This window comes from Mycobacterium lehmannii (assembly GCF_001499925.1).
Classification (GTDB): Bacteria; Actinomycetota; Actinomycetes; order Mycobacteriales; family Mycobacteriaceae; genus Mycobacterium; species Mycobacterium lehmannii.
Genome location: NZ_LQIR01000001.1, coordinates 303,576 through 318,846 on the forward strand (window position 1 = coordinate 303,576; position 15,271 = coordinate 318,846).

Sequence of the window (15,271 nt, forward strand, 5' to 3'; positions counted from 1 at the left end):
CGGTTTCGGCTCACACCCGCAACCACTGAGGGAGGCGCCGTGGGGCAGCAGACCCCGTCGACCGACGAGGGCACCGTCGTCACCATCCCCCGCGGCCCTGCCGATGTGACGCCCCGTTGGCTCGCCTCGGCGCTCGGCGTGGACATCGACGCCGTCGACGTGCTCGCGATCGGCACCGGACAGACCGGCGCCACCTACCGGGCGGCGGTGACGTACGCCGGCGACACCGACCTGCCCGCGACATTCGCGATCAAGCTGTCCGCCCAAGACGATGCGGTGCGCGAGCGGGTGGCGCTCGGTTACCGCTCCGAGGTCGAGTTCTACTCGCTGATCGCCGATCAGGTGGCCATCCCGATCCCCGGTTGCTTCCACAGCGACATCTCGCCCGACGGAACGGATTTCGTCCTGGTCCTTGCCGACATGGCCCCGGCCGTGCAGGGTGACCAGATCGCCGGGTGCAGCGTTGTCGAGGCACGGCTCGCCGTCGAGGCGCTCGCGGGCTTACACGGCCCGAGTTGGCGCGACGACCGGTGGATGCAGCTGGCCGGAATCGTGATGCCGAAACCCGGTGATGACGAAGCCGCCAAGGGCATGGGTGACGTCTGCAAGATGGCCGCCGACATCGTCATCGACCGCCTCGGGTCCTCGATCAGCGCCGAGGACCAGGAAACACTCTCCGCAGCAATGGCTTCGGTCACCGACTGGCTGAAGGCCGAACCGGACCGCTACGCGCTCATGCACGGCGACTACCGGCTCGACAACATGTTGTTCGATCCCGACCACACCCGCATCACGGTGGTCGACTGGCAGACCATCGGCATCGGGCTACCCACACGCGACCTCGCGTACTTCACCGCGACCAGCCTCGAACCGACGGTGCGCGCGCAGATCGAGCGTGACCTTGTCGAGCGCTACCACCGTGCGCTGATCGGTTACGGCGTCGGTGATTACGATCTCGCCACCTGCTGGAACGACTACCGTCTCGGCGTCGTGCAGGCGCCGCTGCTCGTGGCGCTCGGTACGGCGTTCGCGACGTCAACAGAGCGCGGCGATGAGATGATGCTGGCGATGTTGAGCCGCGGATGCCGGGCGATCCGCGAACTGGAGACCTTGGAGCTCATCGCGTCGTATCGGTAGGCCGACCGGTGAAGTAAGAAGTCGGTGCCTGCACACCACGGAGGATCGGGGCGGCTGCTGCTCCCAGCTTGCTCGACCGTGGCGCCGCGGAATCCCCTGTGAACCTTCTCGAGCGCTGCGTCGTAGAAGTCTTCAGATTCGCTGGAACGAGGGCATCGGGAAACGTCGGCGTTCGACGCAGACTCGACAGACTTCTAAGGAGCACCATGGCATTACACGGCTTGGCCAAAGCCACTATCGGCGTACCTCACGTCGACGAAACCGTCGCCTATTACACCGAGTTCGGCCTCACTTACCGCGGAGGCGGCGTGTTCGCCACCCGCAACGGCGGTGACCAACTCGAAATCGTGCATACGCTTAGGCGCCGACTGGTCGAGCTGACGGTTGCGGCCGATGACGAAGACGACATCGCACGCATCGCCACGGGGATCGCCGCCTTCGGTGCCGAGGTCCAGCGCTCACCCACCTCGTGCTCGGCGTTCGAACCTGTTACCGGTACTCGGGTCGCCGTCGAGATCCGGCCCCGGATCGTCGTCGAACCAGCCGTCGCCGCTACTGCGTACAACGGCCCGGGACGCATCGACCGTTGGGGCCGCGCACCTTTCACCGCTCGGCGTGGGCGAGTCCAGCCGAGTAAGCTCGGCCACGCGGTGATCGGTTCGGTCGATCTGGAGACGACGATGCGGTTCTTCGTCGACGGGTTGGGCTTCAAGGTCAGCGACTACATAGGAGACAACACCGCCTTTCTACGCTGCTCCGTTGAACACCACAACCTCTTGGTCATGGCTGCGCCGGTCAACTTCATGCATCACACCAGCTGGCAGGTAGACGACATCGACGAGGTCGGCCGCGGCGCTCAGATGATGCTGGAGGGCCATCCCGAGCGCCACATTTGGGGTCTCGGTCGCCACTATGCGGGCGCGAACTTCTTCTGGTATCTCAAGGATCCGGCGGGCAACTTCTCGGAGTACTACTCCGACATGGATACCGTTCCGGAAGACGAACTGTGGAGCCCAGAGGTGCTTCACGGCCTGCGGGGGCTCTACGCCTGGGGGCCGCCCCCTCCACCGTCGTTCCTCGAACCCGACGACCTCGCAGCCCTGATGATCGGTGCCCACGCTGCTGCGAGGCAGTGAGCAAAACCGCGCAGGAGCCCTGCGGTCAGTCGCTTGTCGGCGCCTTCCGAATCGCCGTCACCCATTCGACCGCCTCATCCACCGTGGCCACGCTGGTCACCCCCGCGGGCAGCGGCGGCCGGTCCACCATCACCACCGCGATGCCGAGCGCGGCGGCGGCGTCGAGTTTGGGCCGCGTCATCGATCCGCCGCTGTTCTTGGTGACCAGCGCGTCGATGCGGTGCTCACGCAGCAGCGCCAACTCGTCGTCGTAGCGATACGGCCCGCGCGACAGCAGGACCTGATGCCGCGACGGCAGGTCCCCGACATCGGGTGGAGTGACGGCGCGGATCAGGAACCACGCGTCGACATTCCGGAACGCCGCGGCGCCGGATCGCCCGGTGGTCAGAAAGACCCGCTGAAACCCTTCGGCAGCAACGACCTTCGCGGCTTCGCGATCGTCACCGACCACGATCGCGTCGCCGGCCGGCCAGGCGGGTCGCGCCAGCACCAGGTGCGGCAGCCGGAGTTCGGCGCAGACGGCGGCGGCGTGGGCGGTCATCGTTGCGGCGTACGGGTGGGTGGCGTCCACGACGGCGTCGACCTGTTCGCCGCGCAGCCACTGCCGCAGGCCCTCGACGCCACCGAACCCGCCGATGCGCACTTCGCCGACCGGCAGCGCGGGGTCGGGCACCCGTCCGGCGAGGGAGCTGATCACCTCGACGTCGGGGTGCAGCCGCGCGGCGAGCGCACGCGCCTCCGAGGTGCCGCCCAACAACAGGATTCGCATCAGTGTCGTCCCCGCCGTACTCGCCCTGACGAGTACAGGTAACTGTCGGCGAACCCCTCGGCCGCCAGCACGTCGCCGACGACGATGACCGCGGTGCGGGTGATGCCGGCCGCCTTCGTCTGCTCCGCGAGATTCTCGAGCCTGCAGCGCACCACCTGCTGCTGTGGCCACGACGCGAACGCGACCACCGCGCATGGGGTTTCAGGCCGGTAACCACCGGCCTGCAGGTCCGCTGCGATCGTGTCGATCTGCGCGGCCGCCAGGTGCAACACCAGTGTGGTGCCCGGCGCCGACAATGTCTGCAGGTCCTCCCCCGGCGGCATCGCGGTCGACAAAGTGGCCACCCGGGTCAGTGTGACCGTCTGCGCGACACCGGGAACCGTGAGCTCGCGGCCCAGTGCGGCCGCAGCCGCGGCGAATGCCGGTACCCCGGGCACGATTTCGTAGTCGATGTCGAGTTCGTCGAGGCGGCGGCACTGTTCGGCCAGCGCACTGTAGATCGAGGGATCGCCGGAGTGCAGCCGCGCCACATCGAGATTCGCGGCGTGGGCGTCGGCGAGTTCGGTGATGATCTGGTCGAGTGTCAACGGCCCGGTGTCGACGACGCGCGCGTTCGGCGGACACAGCGCGAGCAGATCCTCGGGCATGATCGAACCGGCATAGAGGCAGACCGGGCAGCGCTGCAGCAGTCGCTGTCCCCGAACGGTGATCAGGTCGGCAGCACCGGGGCCGGCGCCGATGAAGTAGACGGTCATCGTTTGGTCACCGTCCACTGGGTGATGGGCATGGCCGGGCGCCAGCCGGTGAAGCCGCCGAGCGGCTCGCCGCGGTGGTATTCGAAGCGCCGCAGTTCCCCACCGTGACGTGAATACCGCTGAGCAACAAGAGATTCGGATTCAACCGTGACGGCGTTGGCGACGAGCCTGCCGCCGGACGGCAACCGCTCGAAGCAAGCCTCCAACAGGCCGGGTTGGGTGATGCCGCCGCCGATGAAGACGGCGTCGGGCGCCGGTACGGAGTCGAAGGAACCGGGCGCATCGCCATGCACCTCGACGCGCGCACCGAACGCCAGGGTGTTCTCGGTGATTCGTTTGCGGCGTTGCTCGTCGCGTTCGAATGCCACCGCGCGGCAACCCGGCCCGCTGCGACACCATTCGATCGCGATGCTGCCCGATCCGGCTCCGACGTCCCAAAGCAGTTCGCCGGGCCGCGGTGCCAGGGCGGCCAGCGTCACCGCGCGCACCGGTTGTTTGGTGATCTGCCCGTCGTTGGCGAACATGTCGTCGGGCAGCACCCCGAGCCGCCGTTCGTCGGGCAGGTAGCGCACCGCGACCACGTTGAGGTCGTCGACGTCACCGGGAGGCCGCGCCGCCCATTCCCGTGCTGTGGCGGTCCGGCGCCGCTCGGCGGGCCCGCCCAGTTGCTCGAGCACGGTGACCTGGGAATCGCCGCGGCCGGTGTCGGTCAGCAGGCGCGCCAACGCCGCGGGAGTGGAACGGTCGCGCGACATCACGACCGCCTGCCCGCCGCGGCGCACCGCGATGTGCGGGTCAGCCGACACCAGGCTGATGACCTCGGTGTCCTGCACCGCCCAGCCCACCCGCGAGCAGGCCAGGGTCACCGACGACACGTGCGGCAGCACCGTCACCCGGTGCGCGCCGTACAGCCGGATCAGCGAGTTGCCGACGCCATGAAGCAGCGGGTCGCCGCTGGCCACCACGTGTACGTCGCCCTCGGCCGCGTCGAGCAGCGTGCGCAGGGCGGGCAGCATCGGTGACGGCCACTCCCGCCGCGGCGCGGTGACGGTGTCGTCGAGTAGCTCCAGTTGACGTCGCGAGCCGTAAATTACGGTGGCTCTTGCGAGTTCGGCCTTCGCGACCGGTGACAGTCCTGGCATTCCGTCGGCGCCGATGCCGACGACGATGATCACCGCGGTAACCTCCGCCACACGAACCGCGGCGTCATCCGGAACGCCGCCGCCAGCACGGCCAGTGGCGCGGGCACCCACACCGTGGCGCGGCCCTTCCGCAGCGCACGCACGGAGGCGTCGGCGACCTGCCCGGGCGTGCTGGACAGCGGCGCCGGTGCCATGCCCTCGGTCATCCGCCCGATCACGAACCCCGGCCGAACCACGAGCAGGTGCACCCCCGAGCCGTGCAAGGCGTCGGCGAGCCCACTGCAGAACCCGTCCAGCCCCGCCTTCGCGGACCCGTAGACGTAGTTGGCGCGTCGCACCCGGACGCCGGCCACCGACGTGAACGCGACAATGGCCCCGGCGCCCGCGCCGCGCATCGTGGCGGCCAGCACGGTCAACAGGCTGACCTGGGCGACGAAGTCGGTGTGCACGATCGCCGCAGCGTGCGCGGCATCCTTCTCCGCCAGGGCCTGATCGCCGAGGATGCCGAAGGCGAGCACCGCGGTGTCGACCGGCCCGTGTTCGGCGACGATGGACTCGACGAGCGGTCCGTGGGAGTCCAGGTCGTCGGCGTCGAACTCGCGCACGTGCACGGCGACGGCACCGGCAGCGCGGACAGCGGACACCTCCGTGGCCAGCTCGTTGGAGCGGCGCGCCGCCAGCAGCACCACCGCTCCGGGCGCCAGGCGCGTGGCCACCTCGAGGCCGATCTCGCTGCGCCCGCCGAAGACCACGACCAAGGGCGGACGAGAGTCAGCCGTGTCTGTCATGGCTGCGATTATGTCCTGCGCTACGGTGAAGCCCGATGGCCCAGTCCAGCCGCCGGGCGACCACCCGGCTCACCACCGACGCGCTCGCGTTCCTGTCCGAGCGTCATCTCGCCATGCTGACGACCCTGCGTTCGGACAACTCGCCGCACGTCGTCGCCGTCGGTTTCACCTTCGACCCGACTACCCACATCGCCCGCGTCATCACCAGCGGCGGGTCTCAGAAGGCCGTGAACGCCGAGCGCCAAGGCGTCGCGGTGCTGAGCCAGGTCGACGGTGCGCGGTGGTTGTCGCTCGAGGGCAAGGCCAAGGTCAACACCGATCCCGACGCTGTCCGCGACGCCGAATTGCGCTACGCACAGCGCTACCGGACACCGCGGGTCAACCCGAAACGCGTTGTGATCGAGGTCCGTGTCGAGCGGGTGCTGGGCTCCTCGGACCTGCTGGACCGGGTCGCCGACTAAACCGCGGCTCAGCCGACGGGCACGACCACCAACTCGTGCGGCCGGTTGTTCACCGGTTCGGCGCCGTCGGCGGTGACGATCACGATGTCCTCGATGCGCGCGCCCCACTCGCCGGGAAAGTAGATGCCCGGCTCGACGGAGAACGCCATGCCCTCCTCGAGGGTCAGCGTGTTGCCGGCGACGATGTAGGGCTCCTCGTGCACCGACAGCCCGATGCCATGGCCGGTGCGGTGCACGAACGCGTCGGCCAGGCCCTCGGCGGCCAGCACGTCGCGGGCGGCGGCGTCGACCTGTTCGGCGGTGACGCCGGGCCGGACCGCATCGACCGCGGCGCGCTGGGCGCGCTGCAGCACCGCGTAGCGACCGGAGATGTCGGCGTCCGGTTCGCCGATGCTGTAGGTACGGGTGGAATCGGAGTTGTAGCCGGGCTCGTACGGTCCGCCGATGTCGACGACAACGATGTCACCGGCGCGCAGTTCGCGGTCCGAACACTCGTGGTGCGGATCGGCACCGTGCGGCCCTGAACCGACGATGATGAAGGCGACCTCCGAATGTCCCTCGGCGACAATGGCTTCGGCGATATCGGCGGCGACGTCGGCTTCAGTGCGGCCGGGCACCAGGAAGTCGGGCACCCTGGCGTGCACCCGGTCGATGGCCGCCCCCGCCTTGCGCAGCGCGTCGATCTCGGCCGGATCCTTGATCATCCGCAGCCGACGCAGCACGTCGGTGGCCAGCACCGGCACCGCGCCGAGGACCTCGGCGAGAGGAAGCAGGTGCAGGGCGGGCATGGAATCGGTCACGGCGCTCTTCACCGTCCCCCCGCCGAGCGCCTCGCCCACGAGTGCGTACGGGTCGTCACCGTCGACCCAGTCGCGCACCGTCAAGCCGAGTTCAGGCACCGCCGACTCCTTGAGCGCCGCCAGCTCCAGCCTGGGCACCACGATGGTCGCCTCGCCGTCGGCCGGCAGCACCAGCGCGGTGAGCCGCTCAAAGGTCTGCGCGCGCAAACCAACCAGATAGCGCAGGTCGTAGCCCGGCGTGATGACCAGGCCCGCCAGACCGGCATCGGCGGCGGCTGAGGCGGCGGCACGCAGCCGGGAGGCGTAGACATCGGTGCTGAATCGGTTGGCCGTCATGGGATTCAGGCTAATCGGCGCCCGCATCGGTGGCGACCGCGCTCGTCGGTCGCGCTACTGTCAGTGACCGTGGCCGCTCCCCTCGTCCTGCTCGACGGCGCCAGCATGTGGTTTCGCTCCTACTTCGGGGTGCCCAACTCGATCACCGCGCCCGACGGCCGCCCCGTGAACGCGTTGCGCGGCTTCCTGGACGCCATGGCCACGGTGATCACCCGGGAGCGCCCCGGCCGGCTCGTGGTGTGCCGTGACGACGACTGGCGACCGCAGTGGCGCGTCGACCTCATTCCGTCCTACAAGGCGCACCGCGTGCTCGAGGAGAACCCCGAGGGTGAGCCCGACGTCGAGGAGGTGCCCGACGAGCTCACGCCGCAGGTCGACATGATCTTCGAGATCCTCGACGCGTTCGGCATCCCGACCGCGGGGGCCGTCGAGTGTGAGGCCGACGACGTGCTGGGCACACTGGCCGCGCGCGAGAAGCGCGATCCGGTCGTGGTGGTCAGCGGGGATCGCGACCTACTGCAGCTGGTGCGCGACGAGCCGGTCCCGGTGCGTGTGCTCTACCTGGGCCGCGGTCTGGCCAAGGCCACCAAATGGGGTCCGAAGGAAGTGGCCGAGACGTATGGGGTCCCGGTGGACCGGGCGGGCCCGGCGTATGCCGAACTGGCGCTGCTGCGCGGGGATCCGAGTGACGGCCTGCCCGGCGTGCCCGGTATCGGAGAGAAGACGGCCGCGACGCTGCTGGCACAGCACGGTTCGCTGGAGAACATCCTCGCCGCGGCCAACGACCCCAAATCGAAGATGAGCAAGGCGTACCGGACCAAACTGCTCAAGGCCGCCGACTACATCGAGGCGGCGGCCCCGGTGGTCAAGGTGGCCACCGACGCCGATCTTGATTGGTCGACGCCCGACGACACGCTGCCGCTGGCCGCGGAGCATCCGCGCAAGGTCGTCACACTCGCCGAGACCTACGGCGTCACATCGTCGATCGGCCGCCTGCAGAAGGCCCTCGACGGGCTCGACGGCTGACGGGGACCTACTTGGGCCTGCCGACCTCGTAGGTGCCCTTGTCGTCCTGGAAGGTCACGGTCACCTGGCGCTTGGTGCCGTCGATGCTGACCTCGCAGTTGAAGGTGCCGCCCTTCTCGACTGTCGGATTCTGGCCGTCATTGCACTTGACGTCCTTGACGTTGGTGGCGCCGTATCCGTTGGCCTCGTCGGTGAGGATCTGCTGCACCCCGGCCTGCGCGGCGTCGATGTCGAGCTTGGTGGTGACGAAGAAACCCGGTTTCCAGAAGCCCATGATCAGCACGACCGCGACGATGACCGCCGCCAGCAGGCCGATCACGCCGCCGATCACCGCCAGCGAGCGCTTCGAACCCTCCTCCGAACCCGGTTGGCCGTACTGCGGGTACTGGCCGAACTGACCCGGCTGCTGGCCGTACTGGCCCGGTTGCTGTCCGTACTGGCCGGTCTGGTCACCGTATTGGCCGGGTTGCTGCTGGTAGCCCGGCTGACCGGGCTGCGCGTATGGCTGCCCGTAGTGCGGCTGGCCGTACTGCCCCGGCTGTTGATACGCCTGCGGGGTGTACTCGCTGGGCGGCTGTCCGTACTGTTCGCCACCCGGGTACTGCTGCGGCGGCTGGTACGCCGGCTGCTGGTACTGCGGGTACTGCTGCTGGGCCTGCGACGGGTCGTAGGCAGGCGGCTGCCAGCTGGGCGCCGCCTGGGTCGCGTCGCCGCCCTGGGGCTGCCACGGCTGGTTGGCCGATGGATCGCTGGACGGCTGGTCCGAAGGCTGTTCCGGCTGCTGGCCTGGCCACGACTGCGTCGGATCAGATCCCTGCGGTCCGCTCATATCACTCCTTGTTCACCCGCGGCCGAGCCGCGGATACCTCGGCGTCTTGCCCCCGACACATTACCCCGCATCAACAGCGACGACGCCGCGTCGAACGTCGTTTATCGCGCGTTTCGCGGCGCTCCGCAACGCGGCGCTGGGTGCGGCGTTGCGCACCTGGTCGAGTAGGTCGAGGACCTGTCGGCACCACCGGACGAAATCACCCGCCGACAGCGGTGATCCGCTGCCCGTGGCATCCGAGGCGGCCAGGGCGCTGGTCAGGTCGCCGGTGGTGGCCCACCGGAAAATCGCGGCGACGAACCCGTCGTCGGGTTCGCGGCTGCCGGTGATGCGGTGGCGCTGTTCGTCGGCGCGCAACTCGGTCCACAGCCGCTGCGTCTGGTTGAGGGCGCGGCGCAGTCTGCCGGTCGGGATGTCGAAGCCCTCGCGAGCGCCCGGCGTGTCGCCGCGCGCTTCGTAGAGCACCGCGGACACGACGCCCGCCAGCTCGGCGGCGTCGAGTCCCTCCCAGACGCCGGTGCGCAGCGCCTCGGCCACCAGCAGGTCGCTTTCGCTGTAAATGCGGGCCAGCAGGCGGCCGTCGTCGGTCACTTTGGGGTCGTCCGCGGCGCCGCTGATGAATCCGCGCTCGGTCAGCAGCACCACGATCCGGTCGAACGTGCGCGCCAGCGAGTTGGTCGCCGCGGCCACCTTCTGACGGATCTGTTCGTTGTCGCGTTCGATGCGCAGGCACCGCTCGGCCAGCCGCGCCTTTTCCTCCCGGTCGGGACGGTGGTGAACCGGGTGCGCGCGCAATTGCTCGCGCAGCGCGACCAATTCGGGGTCGATGTCGCGTTCGGCCGCGGCGCTCCCGCTGCGCTTGCCTTTTCTCGCCGGCACGTCGAGGCGTTCGGCCGCCGAGTTGAGCGCCGAGGCGAGGTCGCGCCGGGCTCGCGGGTTGCGGTGCTCGACGCGTTTGGGCAACCGCATGGTGCCCAACGGGGCAGACGTTCCCGCGTAGTCGGCCGACGAGATCCGCCCCGCCCAGCGGTGTTCGGTCAACACCAGCGGGCGCGGGTCCTCGTCGTCGCGGGCCGGTTCGAGCACAACGGCCAAACCTCCGCGGCGACCGTGCGTGATCGTGATGATGTCGCCGCGGCGCAGCGAGGCCAGCGCCTCGTTGGCGGCCCTGCGGCGCTGCAGCCGCGAGGCTCGCGACTGCGCGCGTTCGCGTTCGGAGATCTGCATCCGCAGCCGGACGTAGTCGAGGATCGCGTCGTCGCCCAGTTCGGCGCTGATCTCGGTGAGCATCCGCTCACCGCGCTCGATACCGCGGCGCAGCCCCACCACCGAGCGATCGGCCTGGTACTGCGCGAACGAACTCTCCAGCAGTTTGTGCGCCTGGGCCGGGCCCATCTGCCGGACGAGGTTGATGGTCATGTTGTACGACGGCGCAAACGAACTGCGCAGGGGGAACGTTCGGGTGGACGCCAACCCGGCGACCTCTGCCGGTTCGACATCCGGGGTCCACAGCACCACGGCGTGGCCCTCGACGTCGATGCCGCGGCGGCCCGCCCGCCCGGTCAGCTGCGTGTACTCACCGGGGGTCAACGGCACGTGTTGTTCGCCGTTGAACTTCACCAGCCGCTCCAGCACCACCGTGCGTGCGGGCATGTTGATTCCCAAAGCCAGTGTCTCGGTGGCGAATACCGCCTTCACGAGCCCGGCGGAGAACAGCTCCTCCACGGTGTGGCGGAACACCGGCAACATGCCGGCGTGGTGGGCGGCCAGCCCGCGCAGCAGGCCTTCGCGCCACTCGTGATAGTCGAGGACGATCAGGTCGGACTCGGGCAGATCCCCGCAGCGCCGGTCGACGACCTCGGCGATGCGGGCGCGTTCCTCGTCGGTGGTCAGCCGCAGCGACGACCGCAGGCACTGCTTGACCGCGGCGTCGCATCCCGCGCGCGAGAAGATGAAGGTGATTGCGGGCAGCAACTCTTCGCGGTCCAGCGTGGCGATCACCTCGGGTCGCGACGGGGGCCGGTACATGGTCGGCCTGCCCCGGTTGCGGCCCCGACCGCGCGGCTGCCAGTCGGACAGCCGATCCGCTTCGCGCCGATGTGCGATGTGCCGCAACAACTCCGGGTCGACGAGTAGCTCCCGGTTGGGTTTCGTGGTGCCGCGGGCCGCCCGGGTGGCGCGGTAGTCGAACAGGTCGAACAGCCGCTTGCCGACCAGGACGTGCTGCCACAGCGGAACCGGACGGTGTTCGTCGACGATGACCGCGGTGTCCCCGCGCACGGTCTGGATCCAGCCGCCGAACTCCTCGGCGTTGCTGACCGTCGCCGACAGGCTCACCAGCCGCACCTCGTCGGGCAGGTGCAGGATGACCTCTTCCCACACCGCGCCGCGCATGCGGTCGGCCAGGAAGTGAACCTCATCCATCACGACATACGAAAGACCCTGCAGCGTCGAGGAATTCGCATAGAGCATGTTGCGAAGAACCTCGGTCGTCATGACCACCACATCGGCGTCACCGTTGACCGACTGATCACCGGTGAGCAGTCCGATCTTCTCCGGACCGTAGCGCAGCACCAGGTCGTTGTGCTTCTGGTTGCTCAGCGCCTTGATCGGCGTCGTGTAGAAGCACTTTCCGCCCGCCGCCAGCGCGAGGTGCACGGCGAACTCCCCCACCACCGTCTTGCCCGCGCCGGTGGGTGCGCACACCAGCACACCGTGCCCGTTCTCCAGTGCCTCGCAGGATCGGCGTTGAAAGTCGTCGAGCGCAAACGTCAACTGTTCGGTGAAACGGGCCAGCTCGCAGCCCAATTCACTAGGTGGCGTCGTCATCGACCACAAGTCGTGCGGACGTCGGCACGGTGCTGGACGCTTCGATGGGTTCGGCGGGTTCGATCGGCGCGGCCGTGTCGTCGGAGATGTCTTCGAGCGCGGCCCGACGCGCCTTGCGTCGGTCGTGCAGCCGCGCGATCTGAATCGCGAACTCGAGCAGCACGGTCAGGGCGAGCGCAAGTGCCAGCATCGAGAACGGATCCGATCCCGGGGTGAACAGCGCGGCGAACACGAACAGCGCGAAGATCAGCCCGCGGCGCCACGCCTTGAGCCGCTCATAGGTCAGCACTCCAACGGCGTTGAGCATCACGATCAGCAGCGGGAACTCGAAGCTGAAACCGAACACCAGCAGCAGGTTGATCAAGAAGCCGAAGTACTGATCGCCGGACAGCGCGGTGATCTGCACGTCGCCGCCGACGGTCAGCAAAAAGCCCAGCGCGGTGGCCAACACCACGTAGGCAAGCACCGCGCCCGCCACGAACAGCGTGGCGCCGACGGTGACGAACGCGACCGCGAACCGGCGCTCCTTCTTGTACAGCCCGGGCGTGATGAACGCCCACATCTGATACAGCCACACCGGGCAGGCCAGCACGATGCCCGCGGTCAGCGCGACCTTCAGGCGCAGCATGAACTGGTCGAAGGGTGCGGTGGCGAGCAGACGGCATTCGTCGTCGGGCGCGATCGTCGCCCGCGACGAGGCGGGCAGATCGCAGTACGGGCCGCGCAGCCAGTCCCCGAGGCTGGGCAGCCCGAACACGCCGTTGCTGTACCAGAGGAAGCCCAGGATCGTGGTGAGGACGACGGCGGCCGCCGAGATCAGCAGCCGGGTCCGCAGCTCATGCAGGTGCTCGACCAGCGACATCGTGCCATCGGGGTTGACCCGCGAGCGCCGTCGGCGAGGATCGAGCTTCTTGAAGAGTCCTGGGGTCTGCACGGCATGCCTACTGACGCGGCAGCGTGGCCGCGGTCAATCGATTCTCGGCGTTCAGGCCGGACGTTTGTCCGATGGCTGCTCGGTCTCGGGACCCGCAGCGTTGTCAACGCGCTCCGAGGCGATCGGAGTGGCCGGCGGCGTGTCCGACTTGGAATCGGCCTGCATCTCCTTGATCTCCGATTTGAAGATCCGCATCGACTTGCCGAGCGAGCGTGCCGCGTCCGGGAGCTTCTTGGCACCGAAGAGCAGCACGAATACGGCGATAACGATCACCCAGTGCCAGGGTTGTAGACCGCCCATTTAGGTCACCTCCAGACGTCGCGGCCAGTCTACCGTCACTCGGCCGCCGCGCCGTAGGCGCGCAGCGCGGCTTGCGCCGATTCCCGCACCCTCTCGGCAAGATGAGCGGGCTCGAGCACCCGCACCGCCGACCCGAAACCGAGCACGAAGCGGGCCATCCAGTCGTCGGAGGCATAGGTCATCGCGGCCTCCCAACCGGCGCCGTCGGGCAGTTCCCGGCTGACCCGCAGCGGGTAGTAGTCGAACATCCACGCCGCCGACCGATCGATCAGCAGAAGTGCCGACGGCAGAGAGGGGTCCGCGTCGAACAGCGAGGTGTCCGGTTCGGCCTGCACCGCCGGCGGTGGCGGCGACGAGGGCTCGTCGAGCACCTGCGCGTCGACGATGCGGTCGAAACGGAACAGCCGCACCCCCTCGGCGGTGCGGCACCACGCCTCCAGGTAGCTGTGGTCGCCGACCAGCACCACACGGATCGGGTCGACGATGCGGCTGGTCAGCACGTCGTGCGACGCCGAGTAGTACTCGATGGACAAGGCGTGTCCGTCGCGCACCGCCTCCCGCACCGCCGCGGCCGCCTCGCTCTCGATCGGCGCGGGCTCGTCGACCGCGGCACCGTCCTGGCCCAGCGTGCCCGCGGCGGACTCGATCTTCGCGATCGCGCTGCGCGCCGCCTCCGGGTCCACCATGCCGGGCACCTCGGCCAGCGCGCGCAGGGCCACCAGCACGCCCGTCGCCTCCGGCGACGTCAGCCGCAGCGGATGGTCGATACCCGCGGTGAACGTCACTTCGATTGTGTCGCCGGAGAACTCGAAGTCGATCAGGTCGCCGGGTCCGTATCCGGGCAGCCCGCACATCCACAGTTGGTTCAGGTCTTCGCGCAACTGCTTGACGCTGACGCCGAGATCGGAGGCCGCCTCTGCGTAGGTGATCTTCGGGTTGGCCTGGAAGTACGGCACCATGTTGAGCAGCCGGACCAGGCGCGTCGATACGGCCGTCATGCGCGATCCGCCTTCGCTACTCGCTCGCAAGTCACTGTTGGCCTGCCTGCGCCGTCAACCGGGCCACCACGTCGTCACGCAACGAGTCGGGCTCGAGTGCCACCGCGTCGGGACCGTAGCTGGCGACCTCGCGGGCCAGCCGGTCGAACATTCCGATGTCGATGGTGATGACCTCGCCCGCGCGGCCGTTGTGTGTCTGCGGAGTCGCCGAGGCGGCCCGTCGACGCAACGCGGTGCCCTTGCCGTCGGCGATCCACACCCGCGCCTGGCCGCCCGATGGCCACTCGCCCACTGCGCGTTCGACGACTTCGCGTAGGTCGACGCCCTGTGGTCGCTTGACCGCGCCGGGCGGTCCGACCGTGGTCACCTCGGCGCCGATGCGAGAGAGCCGGAACGTGCGTGTGGCGTCGCGGTCGCGGTCGTGTCCCACCAGATACCAGCGGCCCCGGTGCGTGATGACGCCCCAGGGTTCCACCGTGCGGGTGGTGTAGGGGTCGCTGCGAGACGGCCGGTGCGGGAACTGCACGGCTTGTCCGGAGTCGATGGCGGACAACAGGATTCCCAAGACCTCCTCGGAGCCGCGCAGCCCGGGCAGTGCCGCGGTCGACGTGATCGCCGGTGCGGCCTCCACGGCGTCGATGTCGATGCCCGCCGCGCGCAGTTTCAGCAACGCGCCCTGGGTGGCGGTGATGAGCTCCGGCGATTCCCACAGCTGGGTGGCCACGGCGACGGCGGCCGCCTCGTCGGGGGTCAGTTCGACCGTGGGCAGCGCGTAGGCCTCCCGGTTGATCCGGTAGCCCTCGGTCGGGTCGAACTGCGAGACCCGCCCGGTCTCCAGCGGAATGCCCAAGTCGCGCAACTCGTTCTTGTCGCGCTCGAACATGCGGGAGAAGGCTTCATCACTCGCGCTGTCGGCGTATCCCGAAACCGTCTGGCGGATCCGCTCGGCGGTGATGAAGTTGCGCGTCGACAGGAGTGCGATCACGAGGTTCATCAGCCGTTCGACTTTGGAGATCGCCACTCGACCCAGC

The 15,271-nt window shown here is 68.9% G+C and carries 15 protein-coding genes; 4 read left to right on the forward strand and 11 right to left on the reverse strand.

Translation table 11 applies throughout. The annotated features are described in order from the left end of the window. Positions 1-39 precede the first annotated feature (39 nt). Complete coding sequence (locus AU192_RS01490; protein WP_082694871.1) at positions 40-1,137, forward strand: phosphotransferase family protein; 1,098 nt, start codon at positions 40-42, stop codon at positions 1,135-1,137. A gap of 206 nt (positions 1,138-1,343) precedes the next feature. Continuing rightward, complete coding sequence (locus AU192_RS01495; protein WP_064393926.1) at positions 1,344-2,273, forward strand: VOC family protein; 930 nt, start codon at positions 1,344-1,346, stop codon at positions 2,271-2,273. Between the two features lie 25 nt (positions 2,274-2,298). On the opposite strand, the gene AU192_RS01500 is transcribed toward AU192_RS01495, so the two are convergent. The 4 genes from AU192_RS01500 to dprE2 are packed head-to-tail and all read right to left on the reverse strand — an operon-like array spanning position 2,299 to position 5,727. Continuing rightward, positions 2,299-3,042 (reverse strand): cobalt-precorrin-6A reductase, encoded by a 744-nt coding sequence (locus tag AU192_RS01500; protein ID WP_064393927.1) that lies wholly within the window; start codon positions 3,040-3,042, stop codon positions 2,299-2,301. Further along, complete coding sequence (gene cobM / locus AU192_RS01505; RefSeq protein WP_064394179.1) at positions 3,042-3,797, reverse strand: precorrin-4 C(11)-methyltransferase; 756 nt, start codon at positions 3,795-3,797, stop codon at positions 3,042-3,044. Before cobM ends, AU192_RS01500 begins: the two co-directional genes overlap by 1 nt. Further along, positions 3,794-4,972 (reverse strand): bifunctional cobalt-precorrin-7 (C(5))-methyltransferase/cobalt-precorrin-6B (C(15))-methyltransferase, encoded by a 1,179-nt coding sequence (locus AU192_RS01510; protein ID WP_064394180.1) that lies wholly within the window; start codon positions 4,970-4,972, stop codon positions 3,794-3,796. Before AU192_RS01510 ends, cobM begins: the two co-directional genes overlap by 4 nt. Continuing rightward, positions 4,969-5,727, reverse strand: coding sequence for a decaprenylphospho-beta-D-erythro-pentofuranosid-2-ulose 2-reductase (gene dprE2 / locus AU192_RS01515; RefSeq protein WP_064393928.1), 759 nt, complete (start codon positions 5,725-5,727; stop codon positions 4,969-4,971). The genes AU192_RS01510 and dprE2 overlap by 4 nt, the downstream gene beginning before the upstream one ends. Before the next feature lie 35 nt (positions 5,728-5,762). On the opposite strand from dprE2, the gene AU192_RS01520 reads away from it, so the two are divergent. After that, complete coding sequence (locus AU192_RS01520) at positions 5,763-6,188, forward strand: F420-dependent biliverdin reductase (RefSeq protein ID WP_064393929.1); 426 nt, start codon at positions 5,763-5,765, stop codon at positions 6,186-6,188. An 8-nt stretch (positions 6,189-6,196) separates the two neighbouring features. On the opposite strand, the gene AU192_RS01525 is transcribed toward AU192_RS01520, so the two are convergent. Next, positions 6,197-7,324 carry a M24 family metallopeptidase gene (locus AU192_RS01525; RefSeq protein ID WP_064393930.1) on the reverse strand — a complete coding sequence of 376 codons (1,128 nt, stop codon included), beginning with the start codon at positions 7,322-7,324 and terminating at the stop codon, positions 6,197-6,199. Positions 7,325-7,393: 69 nt separating this feature from the next. Between AU192_RS01525 and AU192_RS01530 the strand changes: the two genes are divergently transcribed. Then, the gene (locus AU192_RS01530; RefSeq protein WP_064394181.1) at positions 7,394-8,350 is read left to right on the forward strand and encodes a 5'-3' exonuclease; all 957 of its coding nucleotides are present in this window, start codon (positions 7,394-7,396) and stop codon (positions 8,348-8,350) included. A gap of 7 nt (positions 8,351-8,357) precedes the next feature. Here the strand turns inward: AU192_RS01530 and AU192_RS01535 are convergent, their stop codons facing one another. Genes AU192_RS01535 through AU192_RS01560 form a run of 6 tightly spaced genes read right to left on the reverse strand, consistent with a single transcriptional unit; the run spans position 8,358 to position 15,261 of the window. Continuing rightward, positions 8,358-9,179, reverse strand: a complete 822-nt coding sequence (locus AU192_RS01535) for a DUF4333 domain-containing protein (RefSeq protein WP_064393931.1) — start codon at positions 9,177-9,179, stop codon at positions 8,358-8,360. 60 nt (positions 9,180-9,239) lie between these two features. After that, positions 9,240-12,008: a DEAD/DEAH box helicase gene (locus AU192_RS01540; RefSeq protein WP_064393932.1), complete on the reverse strand. Its 2,769-nt coding sequence runs from the start codon at positions 12,006-12,008 to the stop codon at positions 9,240-9,242. Next, positions 11,992-12,942 carry a twin-arginine translocase subunit TatC gene (gene tatC / locus AU192_RS01545; RefSeq protein ID WP_064393933.1) on the reverse strand — a complete coding sequence of 317 codons (951 nt, stop codon included), beginning with the start codon at positions 12,940-12,942 and terminating at the stop codon, positions 11,992-11,994. Before tatC ends, AU192_RS01540 begins: the two co-directional genes overlap by 17 nt. Before the next feature lie 51 nt (positions 12,943-12,993). Further along, positions 12,994-13,242 (reverse strand): Sec-independent protein translocase subunit TatA, encoded by a 249-nt coding sequence (tatA, locus tag AU192_RS01550; protein ID WP_064393934.1) that lies wholly within the window; start codon positions 13,240-13,242, stop codon positions 12,994-12,996. A gap of 35 nt (positions 13,243-13,277) precedes the next feature. After that, positions 13,278-14,240 (reverse strand): helix-turn-helix transcriptional regulator, encoded by a 963-nt coding sequence (locus tag AU192_RS01555; RefSeq protein ID WP_064393935.1) that lies wholly within the window; start codon positions 14,238-14,240, stop codon positions 13,278-13,280. Between the two features lie 31 nt (positions 14,241-14,271). After that, positions 14,272-15,261: a helix-turn-helix transcriptional regulator gene (locus tag AU192_RS01560; RefSeq protein ID WP_064393936.1), complete on the reverse strand. Its 990-nt coding sequence runs from the start codon at positions 15,259-15,261 to the stop codon at positions 14,272-14,274. Positions 15,262-15,271: the final 10 nt, after the last annotated feature.